The following is a 17,559-nucleotide window of genomic DNA, read 5'->3' on the forward strand; positions in this document are numbered from 1 at the left end:
TTAAGCTAGTTATATAGTACTATTTCTTCTTCGCTTTGACATGAACAACAGAGGTTGGATTATATAGTACTTTACCAGTTTTTATACCTTTAATTGTACCTATAGCTGCTATACTCCACGCAAAAATCAAGAATATAAATGAACTAATTGCAGCCCATTGGAAAAATGGTAAATGAGTGTGTAGCGCTAACTGTGTTGTACCTGTCACACATGTACCAACTGGAAATGTAAACGCCCACCAAGTAAGTGCAAATGGCATCTTTCTTTTTAATGCTCTTAAAGTAAGTAAAGAAGCAATAAAGAACCACAACATAGCAAATCCCCAAACGGGTACTCCATAAAGGATTGCCATCACATTCATACCTGTTGCTATAGGTTCACTAACTGTAAACAAAGCTGCGGTACCCAAAGCACCCGCTGCCGTAATTGACTGTCCTAGTGGACCTAAAACAATCCATAGAGTGGGAACTCGTGCACTACCTGATGTACCAGAGTGAGATAAGCGGCTCCAGATCAAAGTTATAATTATAAGTGAAGCTACTAAACTAAGACCAAAGCAAGCATACATGCCATAAAGCAGTGTCTGTTGAGCATCTCCATTTTCCATATATTTAAGAAACATTGATCCAATCGTTGCCGATACCATTGGTGGAACAACAGGCATTAACCAACCACCAAATGCTGCATCTTCATGGACTTCATTATAAGTGAACAAACGGTATGGAATAATAACTGCAGTAACAACTCCACTAATAGTACCAATCCAAAAAAGTGGCCATGCAATATCAAGTGCTAAATCTTGACCCAAAAGTGCAGGTCCTAATAATAATGTACCACCTGCAACTGTTAAAAATGCCATAGGAGGTGCACCAAAAAATTGAGACATTATTGAATCATTAAATTGGCGTTTGATAATGTGTGGCTTTGTTATTGTTTGATAGCTTTTTACTATAGTCATAAAAATAAGCATAGCAAATGCAATTAACCAAATAACAGTTGCAAAACCTGTCAAATCTTTTCCAATAAATGGTAAGCCAACAGCCGCATTTGCGATAATTCCAGTACCCATTACAGAAGCAAACCAGTTAGGTCCCATCTCTTTTTGTAGTTCAATTTCTTTGTTCATAAATACATCTTCCTAACTATATTAAACTTCTACTAACTTTATTTTGACAAGGGTAATTATTTATCTCAATTATGATGGTTGAAGACATATAATCTAAACCATCAAATACTTCATTTAGCTAAAAACTAAATCTTAGGTTAATTATAGCCTGCTGTTGACAGTCTTACAATTAGAGAAGTAGTTAATATAATACCCCTTTTAAGCTTAGGCTCAGATCTATGTCAGGGCAGATAGTAACTTAAAAGATTAGGGATAATACATTTGAAGAATTAAGATTAAATGAGGTTTACTCTTATTTTTTTAATAAAATTATTTGCATAGCTGCTCAAAATAATCAATCACAACCTCTACCTCTGCTTGACAGCAAAGTATAGCGACATCATTATCTTGTAGTCTCTCAACGATGTACTCTACACCTTCAAGCTCACCACATGATATGTATGTGTTAGCTAGATCAAAACCTTTCTTCTCAAGATCTTTTTTAGTTAAGAATGGCAACTCTAAAGGTTCTGCTCCACGCAGATAAGAAGCAGTCTCTTTTAGCACTATAAAGTCTACATCATGCTTCATGATTATGTCATTAATTGGTGATATTAGATACCTTCTATCACCAGTAGTACCTATCATCAAGTATGTTTTGCCACCTTTATCGTAGGCTTTCATCATCGATAACAATGATTCCATACCTGCTTCATTATGAGCATAATCAACTACAGCAACCTTATTATCCCATTCAAACACATTAGCTCTACCTCTATTCTCTTTAGGATCATTTTCATAACTCTTAAGAGCATTTGAAATACTTTCAAAACTAATACCTAATTTAAATGATAAAGCTATAGCAACTAATGCATTTTCAATATTATGCTTAGCAAAACCTTTAACAGTTAGAGGTGCATCAACCACTTTTAAAAGAGATTTTTTAACACCCTTTTCAATCCATATAAACTCTCCATTCTCAACAACACTCGCATAATCACTATTAGCCAAATAATAATCCATATCATGGTCTTGAGGATTTTGAGTAATAACTATTTTATTACAATCTAGCTCATTAAATTTTGCTTTCATATATGAATTATCGAGATTTATGATAGCATGAGAACCTTCACCAACAGTTCTAAAAACTATAGATTTTGCTTCAGCTAACTCTGCAACAGTCTCAATACCATCTTCACCTAAATGATCAGCAGATACATTAGTAACAGCAGCAGCATTAACATAACTCTCGATTAAACCACGCTTCAAAAGTCCACCACGAGCAGACTCTAAAAGAGCTATTTCAACATCTTTGTTAGTCAATACAAACTGATGACCTGTAGGTCCAGAATAATCACCTTCATCAACAAGCTTATTATTTACTTTAACCCAATCAGTTGAAGTATAGCCTGTTAGTTTACCTGCATATCTACAAATATAGTCTGTTAGCCTAACAGTTGTAGTTTTACCATTAGTTCCTGTAACTATTACAGCAGGTATATCATAAACTTTAGACCAGTCGATATTATCAATTTCATCATTAGTTAAATCAAACTCATAACAGCCCGTACCTGAACCAACAAAAGCAGTATCTTTATCTCTAAAAGCATTGAAACCTTTAGATTTAGCTAGCTCATGAAGTTTGCGATATTTTAGATTTTGATCTTCATTAATAAAATCCATTAACTCACTTTTAGCTTCTTCAATAGTTTTATAGCTACCTTCTTCGACAAACTGCCTTACAGATGCCCAGATAAAGTCTATTACATCACAAGCTGGCATAGTAATATCAACAGGTGCAGTCATAGCAAAACGAACACCATTGTTAAAAAACTTATGCTCGAGCTTAATTTCAGTCCAACCAAGTTCTGGTAATATTCTATAAGCTTCTTGATTAAAAAGCTTTGTAAGCTTTTCTCTATCATCAATAAGAGGAATATCCAAAACTGTACCCGTCTCTTTAAAGAAAAGGTTTGGTCCGACTAATCTTCGTGAATAACCTTCAGGAATCATATATTTATCTCCCAATGTTAATCATTTTCTTCATCATCATGATAAACAACTCTAACACCACTTTCATCAGAAAAAATACCACCTTTTATGACATCAGATATTTCTTGAGATAAACTAGGGTCTTGAGCTATCATTGTCGCTGAGAAAGGCTCTTGCTTTTTAGTTTTTTGTTTTTCTTCAACAGCATCTTTATCTTTATTCAAATAAATAATTTGCTTCCAAGTTCGTTTAAGCTTATCTGCAAATATTGCAACTAAATCGCCTTCTTTAGCAATTGATAAAGCATGATCTACAGCTTCTGCTTCAGATTGAATTGTTTCAATATTGTTTGAGTTTACTCCAGCCTCTATAAGAGCTTTTTTAAGCATTGCTGGAATTTCATCTGGGGCTCTACCTCTTAGAGTATCATCTCTTTTGCATATAAAGTGGTCAAAATAAGGAGCTGCTGCTTGAGCAACCTCGTATACATCTTGATCACGTCTATCACCAGGAGATGCTATTACACATATCTTCTTACCACTAAACTCCATATTGCCAACCATTTGGCTAACAAGACTGATTGCAGCTGGGTTATGGGCATAGTCCATAAGTACTTTAAATGGATGCTCTTCAAACCAATTCATACGCCCAGGAGCTTGGTAGAAAGATGTTACAAATGTTCTTAAACCATCGCGAATATCATCTAAACCCATACCAGTACTATATGCTATTGCTATCGCAAACATTGAGTTTTGTACATTATGAATCGCTTTACCTTCCATAGTTGCTGGAATCAAGTGAGTCCAAAGTACTGGAATATGTATTTTACTATCAAAAATAGTAATCATATCTCCATTAACACCTTTCTCAATAATACAAGCTTTACCGCCAGCACGAATATGCTCTTTCACTAATGCATGCTCTGGGTTCATTGTTACGTAAAAAATATTTTTAGCAGTTACTTTAGCAGACATCTTCAATACATGAGGATCATCCGCATTTAGTACAGCAACATCTTTAGCCGCCTCAACAACTACACTTTTAACTTTAGCTAAGTCATCAAGAGTATTTACTCCCTTTAAACCTAAGTGATCAGAAGAAATATTTAAACATGCACCAACATTACAGTAATCATAACCCATACCGCTTCTTAAAATACCACCGCGAGCTGTCTCTAAAACTGCCATTTCAACAGATGGGTCTTTTAAAACCATTTGAGCAGAAGCAGGACCTGTAGTATCACCTGCAACAGTAAGCTTACCATTGATATAAACACCATCTGTAGTAGTCAAACCAACCACTTTACCAGCATTTTTCCACATATGAGAAACCATACGAGAAGTTGTAGTTTTACCATTTGTACCTGTAATCGCCATAATCGGGATTCTAGCATTGCCAAGCTCTTGTGGGAAAAGCATATCAACAACAGCACCCGCTACATCACGAGACTTACCTTCACTAGGAGCCACATGCATTCTAAAACCAGGAGCGGCATTTACTTCACAGATTGCACCACCAATTTCATGGTAAGACTCTGTAATATCATCAATCAAGAAATCCACACCACCAACATCAAGACCAACCGCTTTTATTGCTCTTTCAGCCATATCTCTATTATCAGGATGGACTATATCTGTCACATCAACGGCTGTTCCGCCTGTTGAAAGATTTGCAGTTGAGCGAAGATAAAATATTTCATCATTATCTAAAACAGTGTCTTTATTGAAGCCAGCTGCATTAAGTAAGCTAGTAGCTTGATAATCAAGTTCTAATCTTGTTAAAACCTTTTCATGTCCCACACCACGGCGAGGATCTTCATTTACTATATCAATAAGTTGTTCGATAGTATGCTTACCATCACCAACTACATGACCAGGTACTCTTTTAGCAACTGCAACAAGCTTGCCATTAACTACAAGCATTCTATGGTCAAAACCAGTCGCATACTGCTCAACCAACACATATCTTGAAACCTTATTTGCTTCAACAAATGCTTCTTTAATCTCTTCCATAGAGTTTAGATTTATAGAGATACCACGACCATGATTACCATCTAAAGGCTTAACAACAAGTGGAAAGCCTAATATTTTAGCCGCACGCAAAGCACCCTCTTCAGTTCTGATCATTCTTTGTTTTGGTACTGGAAGACCTAAACCACCTAGAACTTTATTTGTTTGCTCTTTATCACAAGACATTTCAACTGCAATATGCGTAGTTTGACTTGTAATTGTTGCTTGTATTCTCTGCTGATGCTTACCATAGCCAAATTGCACTAAAGAATGATCATTTAAGCGTAAGTATGGGATATCTCTTTTCTTTGCAGCTTCTACTAATGACGCTGTACTTGGCCCAAACTCTTTGCTTTGTGCAAATTTTATAAACCTAACTTTCTCATGCTCAAAATCAAATTCATCATCAGTAAAACCAACTTCTTTTTTTAGTTCAGCAGGTAAAAGTGAAAGAAGTAGATCTCTTGCTAATTCCATAGCTCGTAAGCCAACATCTTTTTGCTTATATTCATAAACCATATTGTACTGACCAACTTCATCAGCTGAGCGAGTTCTACCAAATGTAACATCACTACCAGCTACACATTGAAGCTCTAAAATCACATGCTCCCAAATGTGTCCCATCCAAGTGCCTTCATCTTCTTTTAAACGACGAATAAAACCACCTTCGCTACGATATGAACAACCATGCTCTTGCAAACCAGGTAGACTATCAATTAAACCTTCAATAAAGTCAGTACCTATTTTAGCTGATGGCCACTTTTCAAGTACTCCAAGATCAATAACATTTCTTATTACAGGAAAACCTGCGTAGACATTTGGTCCAACATAAACATTAGTAGATAGTATTCTCATCGAGACTCCTTTGATTTAAACTTATTGAAATAGTAATATAATACTAACTATTCATAATACTAGAAAAAATAGTCAAAATCACGACTAGATTAAAAAGATTTTAATAAAAGGTAAATATATGAAATATGATTATGGATTTATCGCTATTGGTGATGAGATTACAGATGGTGATATAACAAATACTAACACTCCAGAATTTGCAAAGACTCTGATAGGAAAAGGCTTTGAGGTTGGGTTTCATCTATCTTGTAAAGATGACTTGGAAGATATTTCAGAGTCTATAAATTTTCTGGAGCAATCACATAAAAATATAGTTATAGTTGGTGGCCTTGGTCCAACAGAAGATGACTTAACATCTCAAGCAGTTGCTAAACACTATAAAACAGAACTAGTATTAGATGAAAAATCCTGGCTTATACTAGAAAAAAGAATGCTCGATAAATATGGAAAGATAACTCATGGCACTCGTAAACAAGCCTTATTCCCAAAAGGCTCTAAAATACTAAAAAACATAACTGGCACAGCAAACGGGTTTGAGTTTACAAGTAACAAGAATCGCAAAATCCTCGTATTCCCAGGTCCTCCCCGAGAATGCATCCCCATGTTTGAAAATGCGTTAGAATCCACACAAATTAAAAAACAAATAACTCGTAAAAGCTGGAATATTTATAATATTGGAGAGAGCTTTTTAGCCGAAATTCTTGAGGAAATAAAACTTGAGTACAGTTTTGTTACATTTAAGTATAGATTAGATAGTGGGTTTATAGAGCTAAAATACTTCTATCCTTACAATTGCCCACATAGTGATAGCATTATAGAAAAAACTGAAAAGCTATTGAAAAATTATATTAAAGAGTAATTTTTAACTGTTCTTTTTTATCAACAAACATAGCATCCACACCCCAATCTAGAAGTTTTTTCACCTCATAATCCGTGTAAACCGAAAAAACAAAAACTTTACCAAACTTGTTTTTAAGGTACTGCACCCTCTTTCTATTTAGACAGTCATAATTAATAATAATCGCAAGGTAATTATTTTCTTTATATCTTTTATAAAGTTCCGTATCAAGGTAATCAAAATCTTTTGGCCAACTTATCATTTCAAAAAGCTTGCCTTTTTTATATTTCTTATATCTTTTAAGCTCTTTCATTGCAGTTTTATTAAAGCTAGAAATGAAAATACTTTCATTAATACCCTCATATTCATTTAGAAGATTAATAACTGCCACAACTAAATTTTCTGCATATTTAATATTAGCTTTTTTTGAAATCTTCAATTCTATGTTTGTATAAACACCTTGCTGCTGTGCCCAATCCAAATATTCTTTTAATGTTGGGATTTTATCTGTTGTATCTGATGCCGTATGAAAAACATCTATTTCTTTCAACTGTGCTATTGTTAGATCAGTTGGTTTTAAATCTAAACCTGCAAGTCTTTTGAGATCATTATCATGAAATAAGAAAAGCTCTCCATCTAAACTCATTTGAACATCTATTTCAAACCACTTAAACCCAAAATCTTTTGCTATTTGGAAAGACTGTATTGTATTTTCAACATATTCTGTATTTGCGCCACGGTGAGAAATAAACCGATCGATATTCATGTAAAAAAACCTAAGGTTATCAAATTAAACCGATTATACATTAACAAACGCAAAAAAAAAGAATACATAAGCCAATATTTTAAATATTTTTTGTTTTTTAAAAACATATCCAAATATGCTATAATTTCTCGTAGTTTTACTTACGATATTATGCGCTAAATGGTCAATAATCCCCATATATGTAAAAAGCTTGCCTCTTTATTATTGCACCGTAAGTTAATTACAAAAGAGCAGTTAGAAGAAGTCAGCTTGGACAAAGCTATAGTTAAAGAAGGCTTTTTAAATTATATAGTAGATCACGAGATCATAGACAGCAAAAAGTTTATGATTGAGTCTGCAACTCTTCTGCGTTTACAATACATAGATCTTTCGACAATTGCCGTAAAACACCTGCCAATAGATTTATTTGAAGGTGATTTTTGTAGAAAAAAATATTGCTTACCACTTTTCATAAAAAAACAAGTTACATATATTGCTGTAGCAAATGCCATTGAAAGCCAAGAAATCATACGAGAGTTAAGGCAAAAATATAACCGACCTTTTACCGCAATTGTTGCTGAATTGAACACACTCAAAGAAAAAATAGAAGAGTTTGATGAATACTTAAAAGATGAAGGCAAAAGCAATGAAGAATCATCTCTTGACGATCAAATGGATAATGTTGATATCGACATGGAATTTGTTGATGAAGGTGATCGTGAAGGTGATGCTCTAATTGGTAGTGGCGATGACGATGAAGCACCAATTATCAGATTTATTAACAACACTATTGTTGATGCCATTCAAAAAGGAGCTTCGGATATACACTTTGAACCTTATGAGAAAAACTTTCGCATAAGATATCGTATAGATGGACTTTTAATAGAAACTTTTAATACTAAAAAAAACTTAGGACCAAAAGTAATCTCACGTTTAAAGATTATGTCTTCGTTAGATATCGCAGAAAAAAGAATTCCTCAAGATGGTAAATTCAAAATTTCACTCTCTAGAGAAAAAGCTATCGACTTTCGTGTAAGTACTTGCCCCATTAACTTCGGTGAAAAAGTTGTACTGCGTATCATTGATTCAAGCTCTACTCAGATACCTATTGAAGCTTTAGGTTTTTCTGAACACCAAAAAAAAATCTATCTTAAAGCAATCAATGAACCTCAAGGAATGGTATTAGTTACCGGGCCCACAGGTTCAGGTAAAACTGTTACACTATATACGGGGATAAACATTCTTAATAAGCCTGAAAGAAATATTTCCACAGCGGAAGATCCTGTCGAGCTAGCTGTTAGTGGTATAAATCAGGTGAGTGTAAACAACAAGCAAGGTTTGACTTTTGCTGCCGCATTAAAATCATTCTTAAGACAAGATCCAGATATAATCATGGTTGGTGAGATCAGGGATATCGAAACTGGATCTATTGGTATTAAAGCATCTCAAACAGGTCACTTAGTTATGTCAACGCTACATACAAACAGTGCTCCAGAAACACTAAATAGACTAGTGGATATGGGTTTGCCAAGATATAATATTGCTACTTCTGTGACCTTAATTATAGCGCAACGACTAACCCGTAAACTTTGCCAAAAATGTAAGCTAGAAGACACGGACACTCAATTTAGTATGCTAATTGATGATAGCGGTATGACTGAAGAAATATTATCCACTTTTGAAACTACAATGAGTAAAATCAAAAAAGCAAAAATTTATAAGCCCAATCCTAAGGGTTGTCCTCGTTGCTTTAAAGGCTATAAAGGCCGTGTGGGTTTATATGAAGTAATGCCCGTATCAAGAGAGATTGCTAAGATGATCTTAGAAGATAAAAATACAATGGAAATAGCCCAGCAAGCTCAAAAAGAAAATGTTGCTTCTGTAAGACAGTCAGCCCTAGTTAGAGTTGCTGAAGGTCTTACATCTATGGCGGAAGCTTACCGTATAAGTTAAAGGAAAAAATTATTATGTTATTTGGTAGTAAAGATAAAAGCACAATCACAATTATAGGTTGGAATTATAAAGCCAAACTAAAAAGCGGAAAAAAAACATCTGGTCAAATTGATGCTGATACAAAAGAAAAAGCAGATATTATACTTAGACAAAAAGGTTACTCAAGTATAAAACTAAAGAAGCAACCCAAAGATTTGATGCCCAAAAAAGTATCTTATCAAGATGTTACAGAGATGACTAGGCAGCTTGCCACAATGGTAAAAGCTGGTATCCCAATCATTAAGTCCTTTGAAGTATTTATCATGGGTATCCGTAAGCATCCTAAGTTAAAAATTACAGCTATCCAGATAAAACAAGCAATTGAAGGTGGAGAATCATTCTCTAAAGCGTTATTACGCTTCCCTAAGCTTTTTGACAAACTTTATGTTGGTTTGATTACAGCTGGTGAAGAATCAGGTAACCTAGATTTAATGCTTAACAAAATCGCAGACCAAAGAGAAGCTTTACAAAGCATTAAAAAGAAAGTTAAAAAAGCAATGTCATACCCCGTTGTTGTGTGTGTAATTGCCGCGGGTGTAACCGGTATATTACTTACATTTGCGGTCCCAGCTTTCTCAGCTATGTTTATAAATTCAGGAAAAGAGCTTCCAGCGATAACCCAGCTTACCGTGAATGCCTCTAATTTCATGCAAGAATCTTGGTGGAAAATAATACTAGTTATATTCATATCTATAACTGCATTTAAATCTTTGAAATTCAAGTATCCAAAAATCCAAGTATATCAAGATCATTTTATGCTTAAAGTTCCTATTATTGGTGAAGTAATGTTTAAGTCCGCCCTAGCGAGATTTTCAAGTACTTTGGAGATTACAGTTCAATCTGGCATGAGTCTAACCCGTGCCCTAGACATGGTCGCACTTGCTACAGGTAATGCAAAATATGATCAGTCAGCATTGGATATTAAAAAGAGTATTAGTGAAGGTGCATCATTTAAAGAAGCTATTGTTGAAACTGGGAATTTCCCATTCTTGGTAGAGCAAATGATTGCCGTTGGTGAAGAGTCAGGAGCTCTAGAAACAATGCTTGGCAATCTTAACCGTGTATACCAAGAAGAAGTAGATACTTTAGTAGAAGGTTTAAGTTCAATGCTAGAGCCTATCATTATGGTTGTATTAGGTGGTGTAGTAGGTTTCCTAGTAGTAAGTATGTATATGCCAATGTTCCAGATGGGTGATGCGATTTAATTTATCTCTCTGCATAAGCACTCAAAATCTATAACACCTCTAGTTTATACTCCATTTATAACTCAAATTATGTATAATACCTCCCAGCAAATATAAACACTTATTATCTACCTTGAGTAAGAATCAACTTTAATAGTTAGTATGATACTCAAGCTATCTTACAAGGATAAAACATGACAGTAATGAAATTTGACCTTCTTAAAACAGAAGGTAAAGCCCGTAGAGGTAAAATCAGTTTTCCAAGAGGTGACATACAAACACCTGCATTTATGCCAGTAGGTACTTACGGTGCTGTTAAATCACTTAGTCCCGCAGAGTTAAAAGAAATGGGGGCTGATATAATTTTAGGGAATACATTTCACTTATGGTTACGCCCAGGGACAGAAATTATAAAAAAACACGGAACTCTTCATAATTTTAATGGTTGGGATAAACCTATCCTTACTGACTCAGGAGGATTTCAAGTTTTTAGTCTAGGTAAAATGCGTAAACTCACAGAAGAAGGCGTAACATTTAAATCACCTATTAATGGCTCAAAAGTGTTTTTGTCCCCTGAAATATCTATGCAAGTCCAAAGAGATTTAGGTTCTGACATTGTAATGTGTTTTGATGAATGTACACCTTACCCTGCTACAGAAAAAGAAGCTAAAGATTCAATGGAACTATCTATGCGTTGGGCACAACGCTCAAAAGAAGCTCACGGTGATAATCCATCAGCTTTATTTGGTATCATTCAAGGTGGTATGTATGAACACCTTCGTGATGAGTCATTAGAAGCTCTTAAAAAGATAGACTTTGATGGTTTTGCAATTGGAGGTTTGTCAGTTGGAGAACCTAAAGATGAAATGATAAAAATACTTGATCATACAGCTCATCAAATGCCCGAAGATAAACCAAGATACTTAATGGGTGTTGGTACCCCTAAAGACTTAGTTGAAGCTGTATATAGAGGTGTTGATATGTTTGATTGTGTTATGCCATCGCGTAACGCTAGGAATGGTCATATCTTTACATCCGAAGGAACTATTCGTATCCGCAACTCTAAGTTCAAAGAAGATACCTCTGCTCTTGATCCAAATTGTGATTGCTATACTTGTAAAAACTTCAGTAGAAGTTATTTACATCATTTAGATAAGACTAAGGAGATATTAGGTTCAAGATTAAATACCATTCATAACCTAACTTATTATCAAAACCTTATGAAAAAAATTCGTAATTCTTTAGAAGAAGGAACTTTTGAAGAGTTTAGAGAAGAATTTTTAGAAAATTATAGCTAAGAGTTTTACTTATTTTTCTACAACCATTTTATTTGTAATATCTCCTGTTAAATTATCATTCATTATTGAAATAGTCTTAACAGGTTGTCCTTTGCTTAAATTTGCTTCATTTAAGTCCACATACACTCTATTACCAACGAGCACATCAGATAAATATAATCTTTTATTTTTCATTGAAATAACACTTTTCCATTGAGTTGGCCATTTATCTTGTAAGCTTCCAGAGTCAAAACTCTCTTTATCATAATCTTTCACAAAAGGTACAGATAATGAGTCAGCAGCAGAAAACATATAATTTACAGCTTCTTGCCTAGTAGATGCATCTGGTAGATTCTCACTAATGAAACTTGCTCTAACGAATCGATTCTCTGATTTTGCCCCGCCTGGAATTATATCTATATTAAATACACCATCTTTTTTAGCGTTACTTAGATTTGTTTCCTGGTCTTCAAAACTAGGTTCATTTGTCATGACTTTAGCTCCTTTATTTACAGTCAGCTTACCATTCGTATACTCTATAACCGCACTATTTCCTGCAGCATCTTCTATAGAAAAATGTATAGGTAAAGTTACTTTTTTATTATTAACTTCTACTTTTGGAGTATATATCTGATATTCTGATAACCCATCGATAACTTCTTGAACCGTTGCATAGTTGCCGAGTGCGTACCTAATCCAAGCCAAACCATTAATTCCTTTCTTGTCAATATCTCTTTGAGGTTGCTTCATTGAACCAGAGTATAGTAAGTGTGCAGTTAGCCCTTTTTCATTAATACCTTCCGCTGTTAACTTATATAAGTTTGTCTCATCTACAGAAACATATCCATATTTATCTGTCCAGTTAAGAGGATTTCTTATAAGGTGGCTACTCTCTTTAGTACCTCTTGGGTAGACAGTTAAACTTGGCTTGAGATTTATGAATGAATCCATAGTTCTAGCAGAATATACTCCTAATTTTTCACCAAAATCGTGATTTAATTCTGAGCATGCAAAAGATGGTGTAGCCACTGCTAATCCAATAGTACTGATTAAGATTTTTGATACTAATTTTTTCATTCTATATACCTCTAGTGTTTAATTTTCACTTTATCTAATGTTTAACTTACACTGTTAGTATACTTGTAGTAGTATTAACCTGTCTGTAGCAAAAAATACATAGCTCTTATGCATAAATAGGAAATAGCATGAATTATGACGATATCTTTCTTTTTATAAAACTTATAAATATTGGAACCTTTACAGAGCTTGCTAAACAAATTAATGTTTCGCAAAGTACGGTATCTCGTAGAATCCAAAATTTAGAAGAATCCACAAATACTAAACTTATAAAAAGAAATTCTCGAGGCTTGATTGAGATGACAGTCGACGGAAAAGCTGTATATGAAAGTTTTAATAATATAGAAGTACAAGCAAACGAGGCTCTTCAAAGACTCATCAATACCTCTAAGGAAGTTGAAGGAACTTTGAAAATAGGAGTACCAAAACTTTTTTTCGATAATATTATCGTAAATAAACTAAATAACTTCTACACTCGTTATCCAAATGTAAAACTGATATTCACTTATATTTCAAAGGTAAATGATTTAGTGAAAAATGACTTAGATTTAGCCATTACATCAAAACCACCTTTAGCTCAAAATTGCACAGTACAAACATTAGTTAAAGCAAAGAATAAACTTTATGCTTCTAAAAAATATATTAGTGAAAAAGGCATGCCAAAATCTATTAAGGATTTAAAAAATCATAAAATTGTGGGGATTGCTGATGATAATAAATGTCGAGAAGCTTTAATTGGTATTTCAGAATATAGTCAAACCAAGGAAGAAGTTTGTATAAAACCAACTTTATTTCTTAATAATGCGATGTATGATATTAGCCTAACAACGAAATGTGAATTCATCATTAACACTCTAAACATATTTATACGCGATAGCGAAGAAATAGAATCTATCTTAGAAGAATTTTACTTTGATGAAACAGTTTTTTATTTGATTAGAAACATAGGGATCCGTAACAATCTAGAGCAAGAATTTGTTAAGTTTATACATGTTTGTTTACAAAAAGAATTTTCTAATTAGGTATGTAACTTCTAATAAGTACTTACTAAAACATGAAGCCTTCAAATTTATTTACTGGTTTGATCAAATTAAATGATGTTTTCAACTCTTCTCTAGACTACTTTGCTTAACTACATAATAGTCTTTTCATTTAGAAAGCTTACTAATAATTTTTTTATTTTTTGAAATAAATGTGGCTGATCATTTTTAGAAAGTAGATAATATGACTTACCTGTTAAATAACTTTTTTGTTCTGGTATATATAAAAAACCATTTTTAATATGCTCCTCAATTAGTAACTTATCTGTCACAAAAAAACCTATACCTGAAAAACAAGCCTTGATAGCTTGAAGTGAACTCTTAAATACTATCTTTTTGTTTGACTTAACATTTATCCCATTATGCTGACACCAATAATTAAAATCATCGATCCTAATCCTATCATCAACATAAATAAGTTTTTGCTGAGAAATAATCTCCAAGCAAGATTTACCAATATTTTTATTATTACACACTAGTATTAGCTCACCTTCAGCAAGCTTGTACTTATTAAGTCCCTCAAACTCTTCTTTAAAGCCATATTCTATGCTTATATCCACATCATCATTATCAAAATCAACATGTTTACCTAGTGTTGTAAGCTGAATATCTGTATCTTCTAAAGCCTCCATAACACTATCAAGTTTAGGTATTAACCAATTTGCACATAAAGTTGTCATACAGTTAATAGTTATTTTTTTAGATTGGCACTCTTTTAATACATTTGTTGAATTATATATTTCGGTCATTAAAGGCTCTATTTTTGCATAATATTTTTCTGCAGCCTGGGTAGTCTCAAGCCTCTTCTTGCTTGTTAAAAATAGTTTTATATCAAGAAAACATTCAAGCTTTTTTATAGACTGGCTAACAGCTGAATGTGTCATAAAAAGTTTTTCTGCAGCCTTTGTATAGCTTTTAGTTCTCATTACAGCAATAAAAACTGGGAGGGAGTTTAGTGGTGGTAAATCATTTCTTTTAATCATAGTATGTAAGTATAGCTAACATACTATGTAAGAATAAAGCGTTTTACTAATTAACTCAAGAGCTATATTATCCATGTAAGTTTTAGTTACCTAGTTAAATAATGATCTCTATAAATAATATTGTAAGCATGTCTTTAATGATACTTTCTGCAACAATGATCACCTTTGGTTCGCTAGCAAGAAAATTTTTAATGAACATTGATGGTATTTATTTTACTATGTTCATTTGCTTTGTTGGTGGTTCAATTTTAATGTGGTGGATTGTGTGTATTTCATCATTCAAAAAAATTACTCCATTTAATTGGAGATCTGTATACATAAGAGTATGTTTAGGATTATTTGCTCAGATACTATTTTTTATAAGCCTCAGCAAAGGTTCTCTGCTAATAACGATACTTTTATTTAATACTAGCCCACTATTTATACCTGTAATTAACTTTATATTTTTCAAAAGAAAAATTAGTTATTATAGCTTTATTTGCATACTATTTAGCTTCTTTGGTATCTATCTAATTTTAGGCACAGGGTCTGGTATTAATTTATTTGCTTTATGCGCCCTTTTCTCAGGAATACTCAATGCTGCTTCCCAAGTTGTCTTACATGATGCCAGTAAAAAAGAAAATATATTTATTATAAATCTATGGATATATACATTTATAGGTATCTTGATGATTATTTTCTTACCACTAAACAAACCATCTTTAGCAAGCTTTGACAGCATACTAACTCAACCGGTTATTACATGGTCGTGTATAACAATCATAGTTTTAAGCATTAGCTCTCAAATATTTAGAGTTAAAGCTTTCAAATATACTAAAGACCCATCATTTATAGCTCCAGGGATGTATTTTTCTGTGATAGTAGCAGTTATCCTAGACTCATATATGTATCATATTAGTCTGAGCTATTCTGAGATATTAGGTGTTGTGATAGTATGCTTAGCAAGCATATTATCAATCGTTAAAAAATAAAAAAACATAGGAAGATAAAATGAATAAAATAGTAATAATCGCTGACTTCATAAATGAAATAGTTGATGACAAAGGTGCTTTTGGTGCACATAATGCTCAACGCATAAAGGATAATAAAACAATAGAGAAAGCTAACCAACTTATAGCTTGGGCAAGAAAAGAAAACATCAAAATTGCTCATGTTAAAGTTGGGTTTAGTAAAAACTATAATGAATGCTCTAAGATTTCACCAATGTTTAAGCAAGCTCCAGAATACAAAGTATTAGAGCTTCATACATGGGCTACAGATTTTCATAAAGACATGGATGTACAAGCCAATGACATAATTATCACAAAACATCGAGTTAGTGCTTTATATGGTACTAATTTAGAAGTTATTTTACGAAGTAATGATATTTCTGAAGTAATAATTTGCGGTGTCTCTACAAGCTTTGTTGTTGAATCTACTGTTAGAGAGTTACATGATCGTGATTATGAAGTTACTGTAATAGCAGATGCTTGTAATGCCGCAACTCAAGAAGCTCATAAAGCAAGCCTAGAAAATTTAGCGAGAATTGCTAGAGTAACAAGTTTAAAAGATTTCACTAACTAATTAAATCTGAAGCATCTTTAATATTTCTTGGGCTTTTCTATTTTCTGAGAAAGGTGTTTTAGATACTAAATATATGTCAAATTTTTTAGATGTATATTGTTCTAAAATTTCTACCAATAATCCCTCTTTTATATAATCATCAACTGTAAATGATGGTAGATAAACCACACCCAAAGAGTTAATAGCCATTTTTGTAAGTAAACTAGAAAATGAACATTTTTGCTTCAAATTTATATTGTATTCTTTTCTTAGCAAGCCCCAAGTAGATTTAAAATTTTCAGAATGGTCTAAGCAAGGATATTTCTCTAACTCTTCTGGTTTTTGTGGTATCCCATTCTCTTTTAGAAAAGCAGGCGATGCACATATAACTTTTCTCCATTCACCAATTTTCTTTGCATAAAAATCACCACTTGGAAGAGGGCCACAAAATACTACAGCATCAAAATTTTCTTCATAAAGACTACCCAAATGATTCCCAATTTTCCAATCAATATAGATATTGTCCCCACCATAAGTATAGCGTTTTATTTTATCTAATATAGACTCAAAATATGAGAATGGGACACCTATTTTTAAGTTACCTATAAACTGATAGCTTGTATCTAAATCGGATTTTATCTGATTTTCTAAAAGGATAAGTTCTTTAATTCTAGGTAATATATTTTGCCCTGCTTCTGTTAATGTAACTAGCCGAGTAGTTCTATGAAATAATTTTGATTGATAATGTAACTCTAATTCTTTTATTTTCTTTGAAACTATTGAAATGGATAAGTTTAACTCTTTAGCAGTCTGTCGGAAATTTAGAGTATTTGAGAGTTTATCAAAAATTTCATAATGTAGAATTTCCATTCTCATTGATTCAATATCCGTATCAGTGTTTTTATTTTATTGCTATTAAA

14 protein-coding genes are annotated in these 17,559 nt (G+C 33.1%); 7 read left to right on the forward strand and 7 right to left on the reverse strand.

The features are described from left to right. Positions 1-19: 19 nt before the first annotated feature. From CDH04_RS06440 to cphA, 3 genes are all read right to left on the reverse strand, one after another. Positions 20-1,126, reverse strand: a complete 1,107-nt coding sequence (locus CDH04_RS06440; protein WP_112870243.1) for a TDT family transporter — start codon at positions 1,124-1,126, stop codon at positions 20-22. Positions 1,127-1,435: 309 nt separating this feature from the next. Next, positions 1,436-3,118 carry a Mur ligase family protein gene (locus tag CDH04_RS06445; protein ID WP_112870919.1) on the reverse strand — a complete coding sequence of 561 codons (1,683 nt, stop codon included), beginning with the start codon at positions 3,116-3,118 and terminating at the stop codon, positions 1,436-1,438. Between the two features lie 17 nt (positions 3,119-3,135). After that, the gene (gene cphA / locus CDH04_RS06450) at positions 3,136-5,961 is read right to left on the reverse strand and encodes a cyanophycin synthetase (protein ID WP_112870244.1); all 2,826 of its coding nucleotides are present in this window, start codon (positions 5,959-5,961) and stop codon (positions 3,136-3,138) included. Positions 5,962-6,079: 118 nt separating this feature from the next. Here cphA and CDH04_RS06455 point away from each other — a divergent pair, with 118 nt between their 5' ends. Next, a complete protein-coding gene (locus CDH04_RS06455) occupies positions 6,080-6,820 on the forward strand; it encodes a competence/damage-inducible protein A (RefSeq protein WP_112870245.1) in 741 nt (246 codons plus the stop codon). On the opposite strand, the gene CDH04_RS06460 is transcribed toward CDH04_RS06455, so the two are convergent. Then, the gene (locus tag CDH04_RS06460; protein ID WP_112870246.1) at positions 6,810-7,565 is read right to left on the reverse strand and encodes a glycerophosphodiester phosphodiesterase family protein; all 756 of its coding nucleotides are present in this window, start codon (positions 7,563-7,565) and stop codon (positions 6,810-6,812) included. The genes CDH04_RS06455 and CDH04_RS06460 overlap by 11 nt on opposite strands. Before the next feature lie 159 nt (positions 7,566-7,724). Between CDH04_RS06460 and pilB the strand changes: the two genes are divergently transcribed. From pilB to tgt, 3 genes are all read left to right on the forward strand, one after another. Continuing rightward, positions 7,725-9,497: a type IV-A pilus assembly ATPase PilB gene (gene pilB / locus CDH04_RS06465; protein ID WP_112870247.1), complete on the forward strand. Its 1,773-nt coding sequence runs from the start codon at positions 7,725-7,727 to the stop codon at positions 9,495-9,497. Between the two features lie 14 nt (positions 9,498-9,511). Beyond that, positions 9,512-10,741, forward strand: coding sequence for a type II secretion system F family protein (locus tag CDH04_RS06470; RefSeq protein ID WP_112870248.1), 1,230 nt, complete (start codon positions 9,512-9,514; stop codon positions 10,739-10,741). Positions 10,742-10,914: 173 nt separating this feature from the next. Then, entirely contained in the window at positions 10,915-12,018 is a 1,104-nt protein-coding gene (tgt, locus tag CDH04_RS06475; RefSeq protein WP_112870249.1) for a tRNA guanosine(34) transglycosylase Tgt, read from the forward strand. A gap of 9 nt (positions 12,019-12,027) precedes the next feature. On the opposite strand, the gene CDH04_RS06480 is transcribed toward tgt, so the two are convergent. Further along, a complete protein-coding gene (locus CDH04_RS06480; protein ID WP_112870250.1) occupies positions 12,028-13,074 on the reverse strand; it encodes a linear amide C-N hydrolase in 1,047 nt (348 codons plus the stop codon). A gap of 128 nt (positions 13,075-13,202) precedes the next feature. On the opposite strand from CDH04_RS06480, the gene CDH04_RS06485 reads away from it, so the two are divergent. After that, positions 13,203-14,096, forward strand: coding sequence for a LysR family transcriptional regulator (locus CDH04_RS06485; protein ID WP_112870251.1), 894 nt, complete (start codon positions 13,203-13,205; stop codon positions 14,094-14,096). A 110-nt stretch (positions 14,097-14,206) separates the two neighbouring features. On the opposite strand, the gene CDH04_RS06490 is transcribed toward CDH04_RS06485, so the two are convergent. Next, positions 14,207-15,097 carry a LysR family transcriptional regulator gene (locus CDH04_RS06490; protein WP_112870252.1) on the reverse strand — a complete coding sequence of 297 codons (891 nt, stop codon included), beginning with the start codon at positions 15,095-15,097 and terminating at the stop codon, positions 14,207-14,209. A gap of 101 nt (positions 15,098-15,198) precedes the next feature. Between CDH04_RS06490 and CDH04_RS06495 the strand changes: the two genes are divergently transcribed. Next, positions 15,199-16,068, forward strand: a complete 870-nt coding sequence (locus CDH04_RS06495; RefSeq protein ID WP_112870253.1) for a DMT family transporter — start codon at positions 15,199-15,201, stop codon at positions 16,066-16,068. A 19-nt stretch (positions 16,069-16,087) separates the two neighbouring features. Then, positions 16,088-16,660 (forward strand): cysteine hydrolase family protein, encoded by a 573-nt coding sequence (locus CDH04_RS06500; RefSeq protein WP_112870254.1) that lies wholly within the window; start codon positions 16,088-16,090, stop codon positions 16,658-16,660. Here CDH04_RS06500 and CDH04_RS06505 read toward each other — a convergent pair whose 3' ends face one another. Beyond that, the gene (locus CDH04_RS06505; RefSeq protein WP_112870255.1) at positions 16,661-17,515 is read right to left on the reverse strand and encodes a LysR family transcriptional regulator; all 855 of its coding nucleotides are present in this window, start codon (positions 17,513-17,515) and stop codon (positions 16,661-16,663) included. Between the last annotated feature and the right edge of the window lie 44 nt (positions 17,516-17,559).

It is taken from the genome of Francisella adeliensis (assembly GCF_003290445.1).
GTDB classification, from domain to species: Bacteria; Pseudomonadota; Gammaproteobacteria; order Francisellales; family Francisellaceae; genus Francisella; species Francisella adeliensis.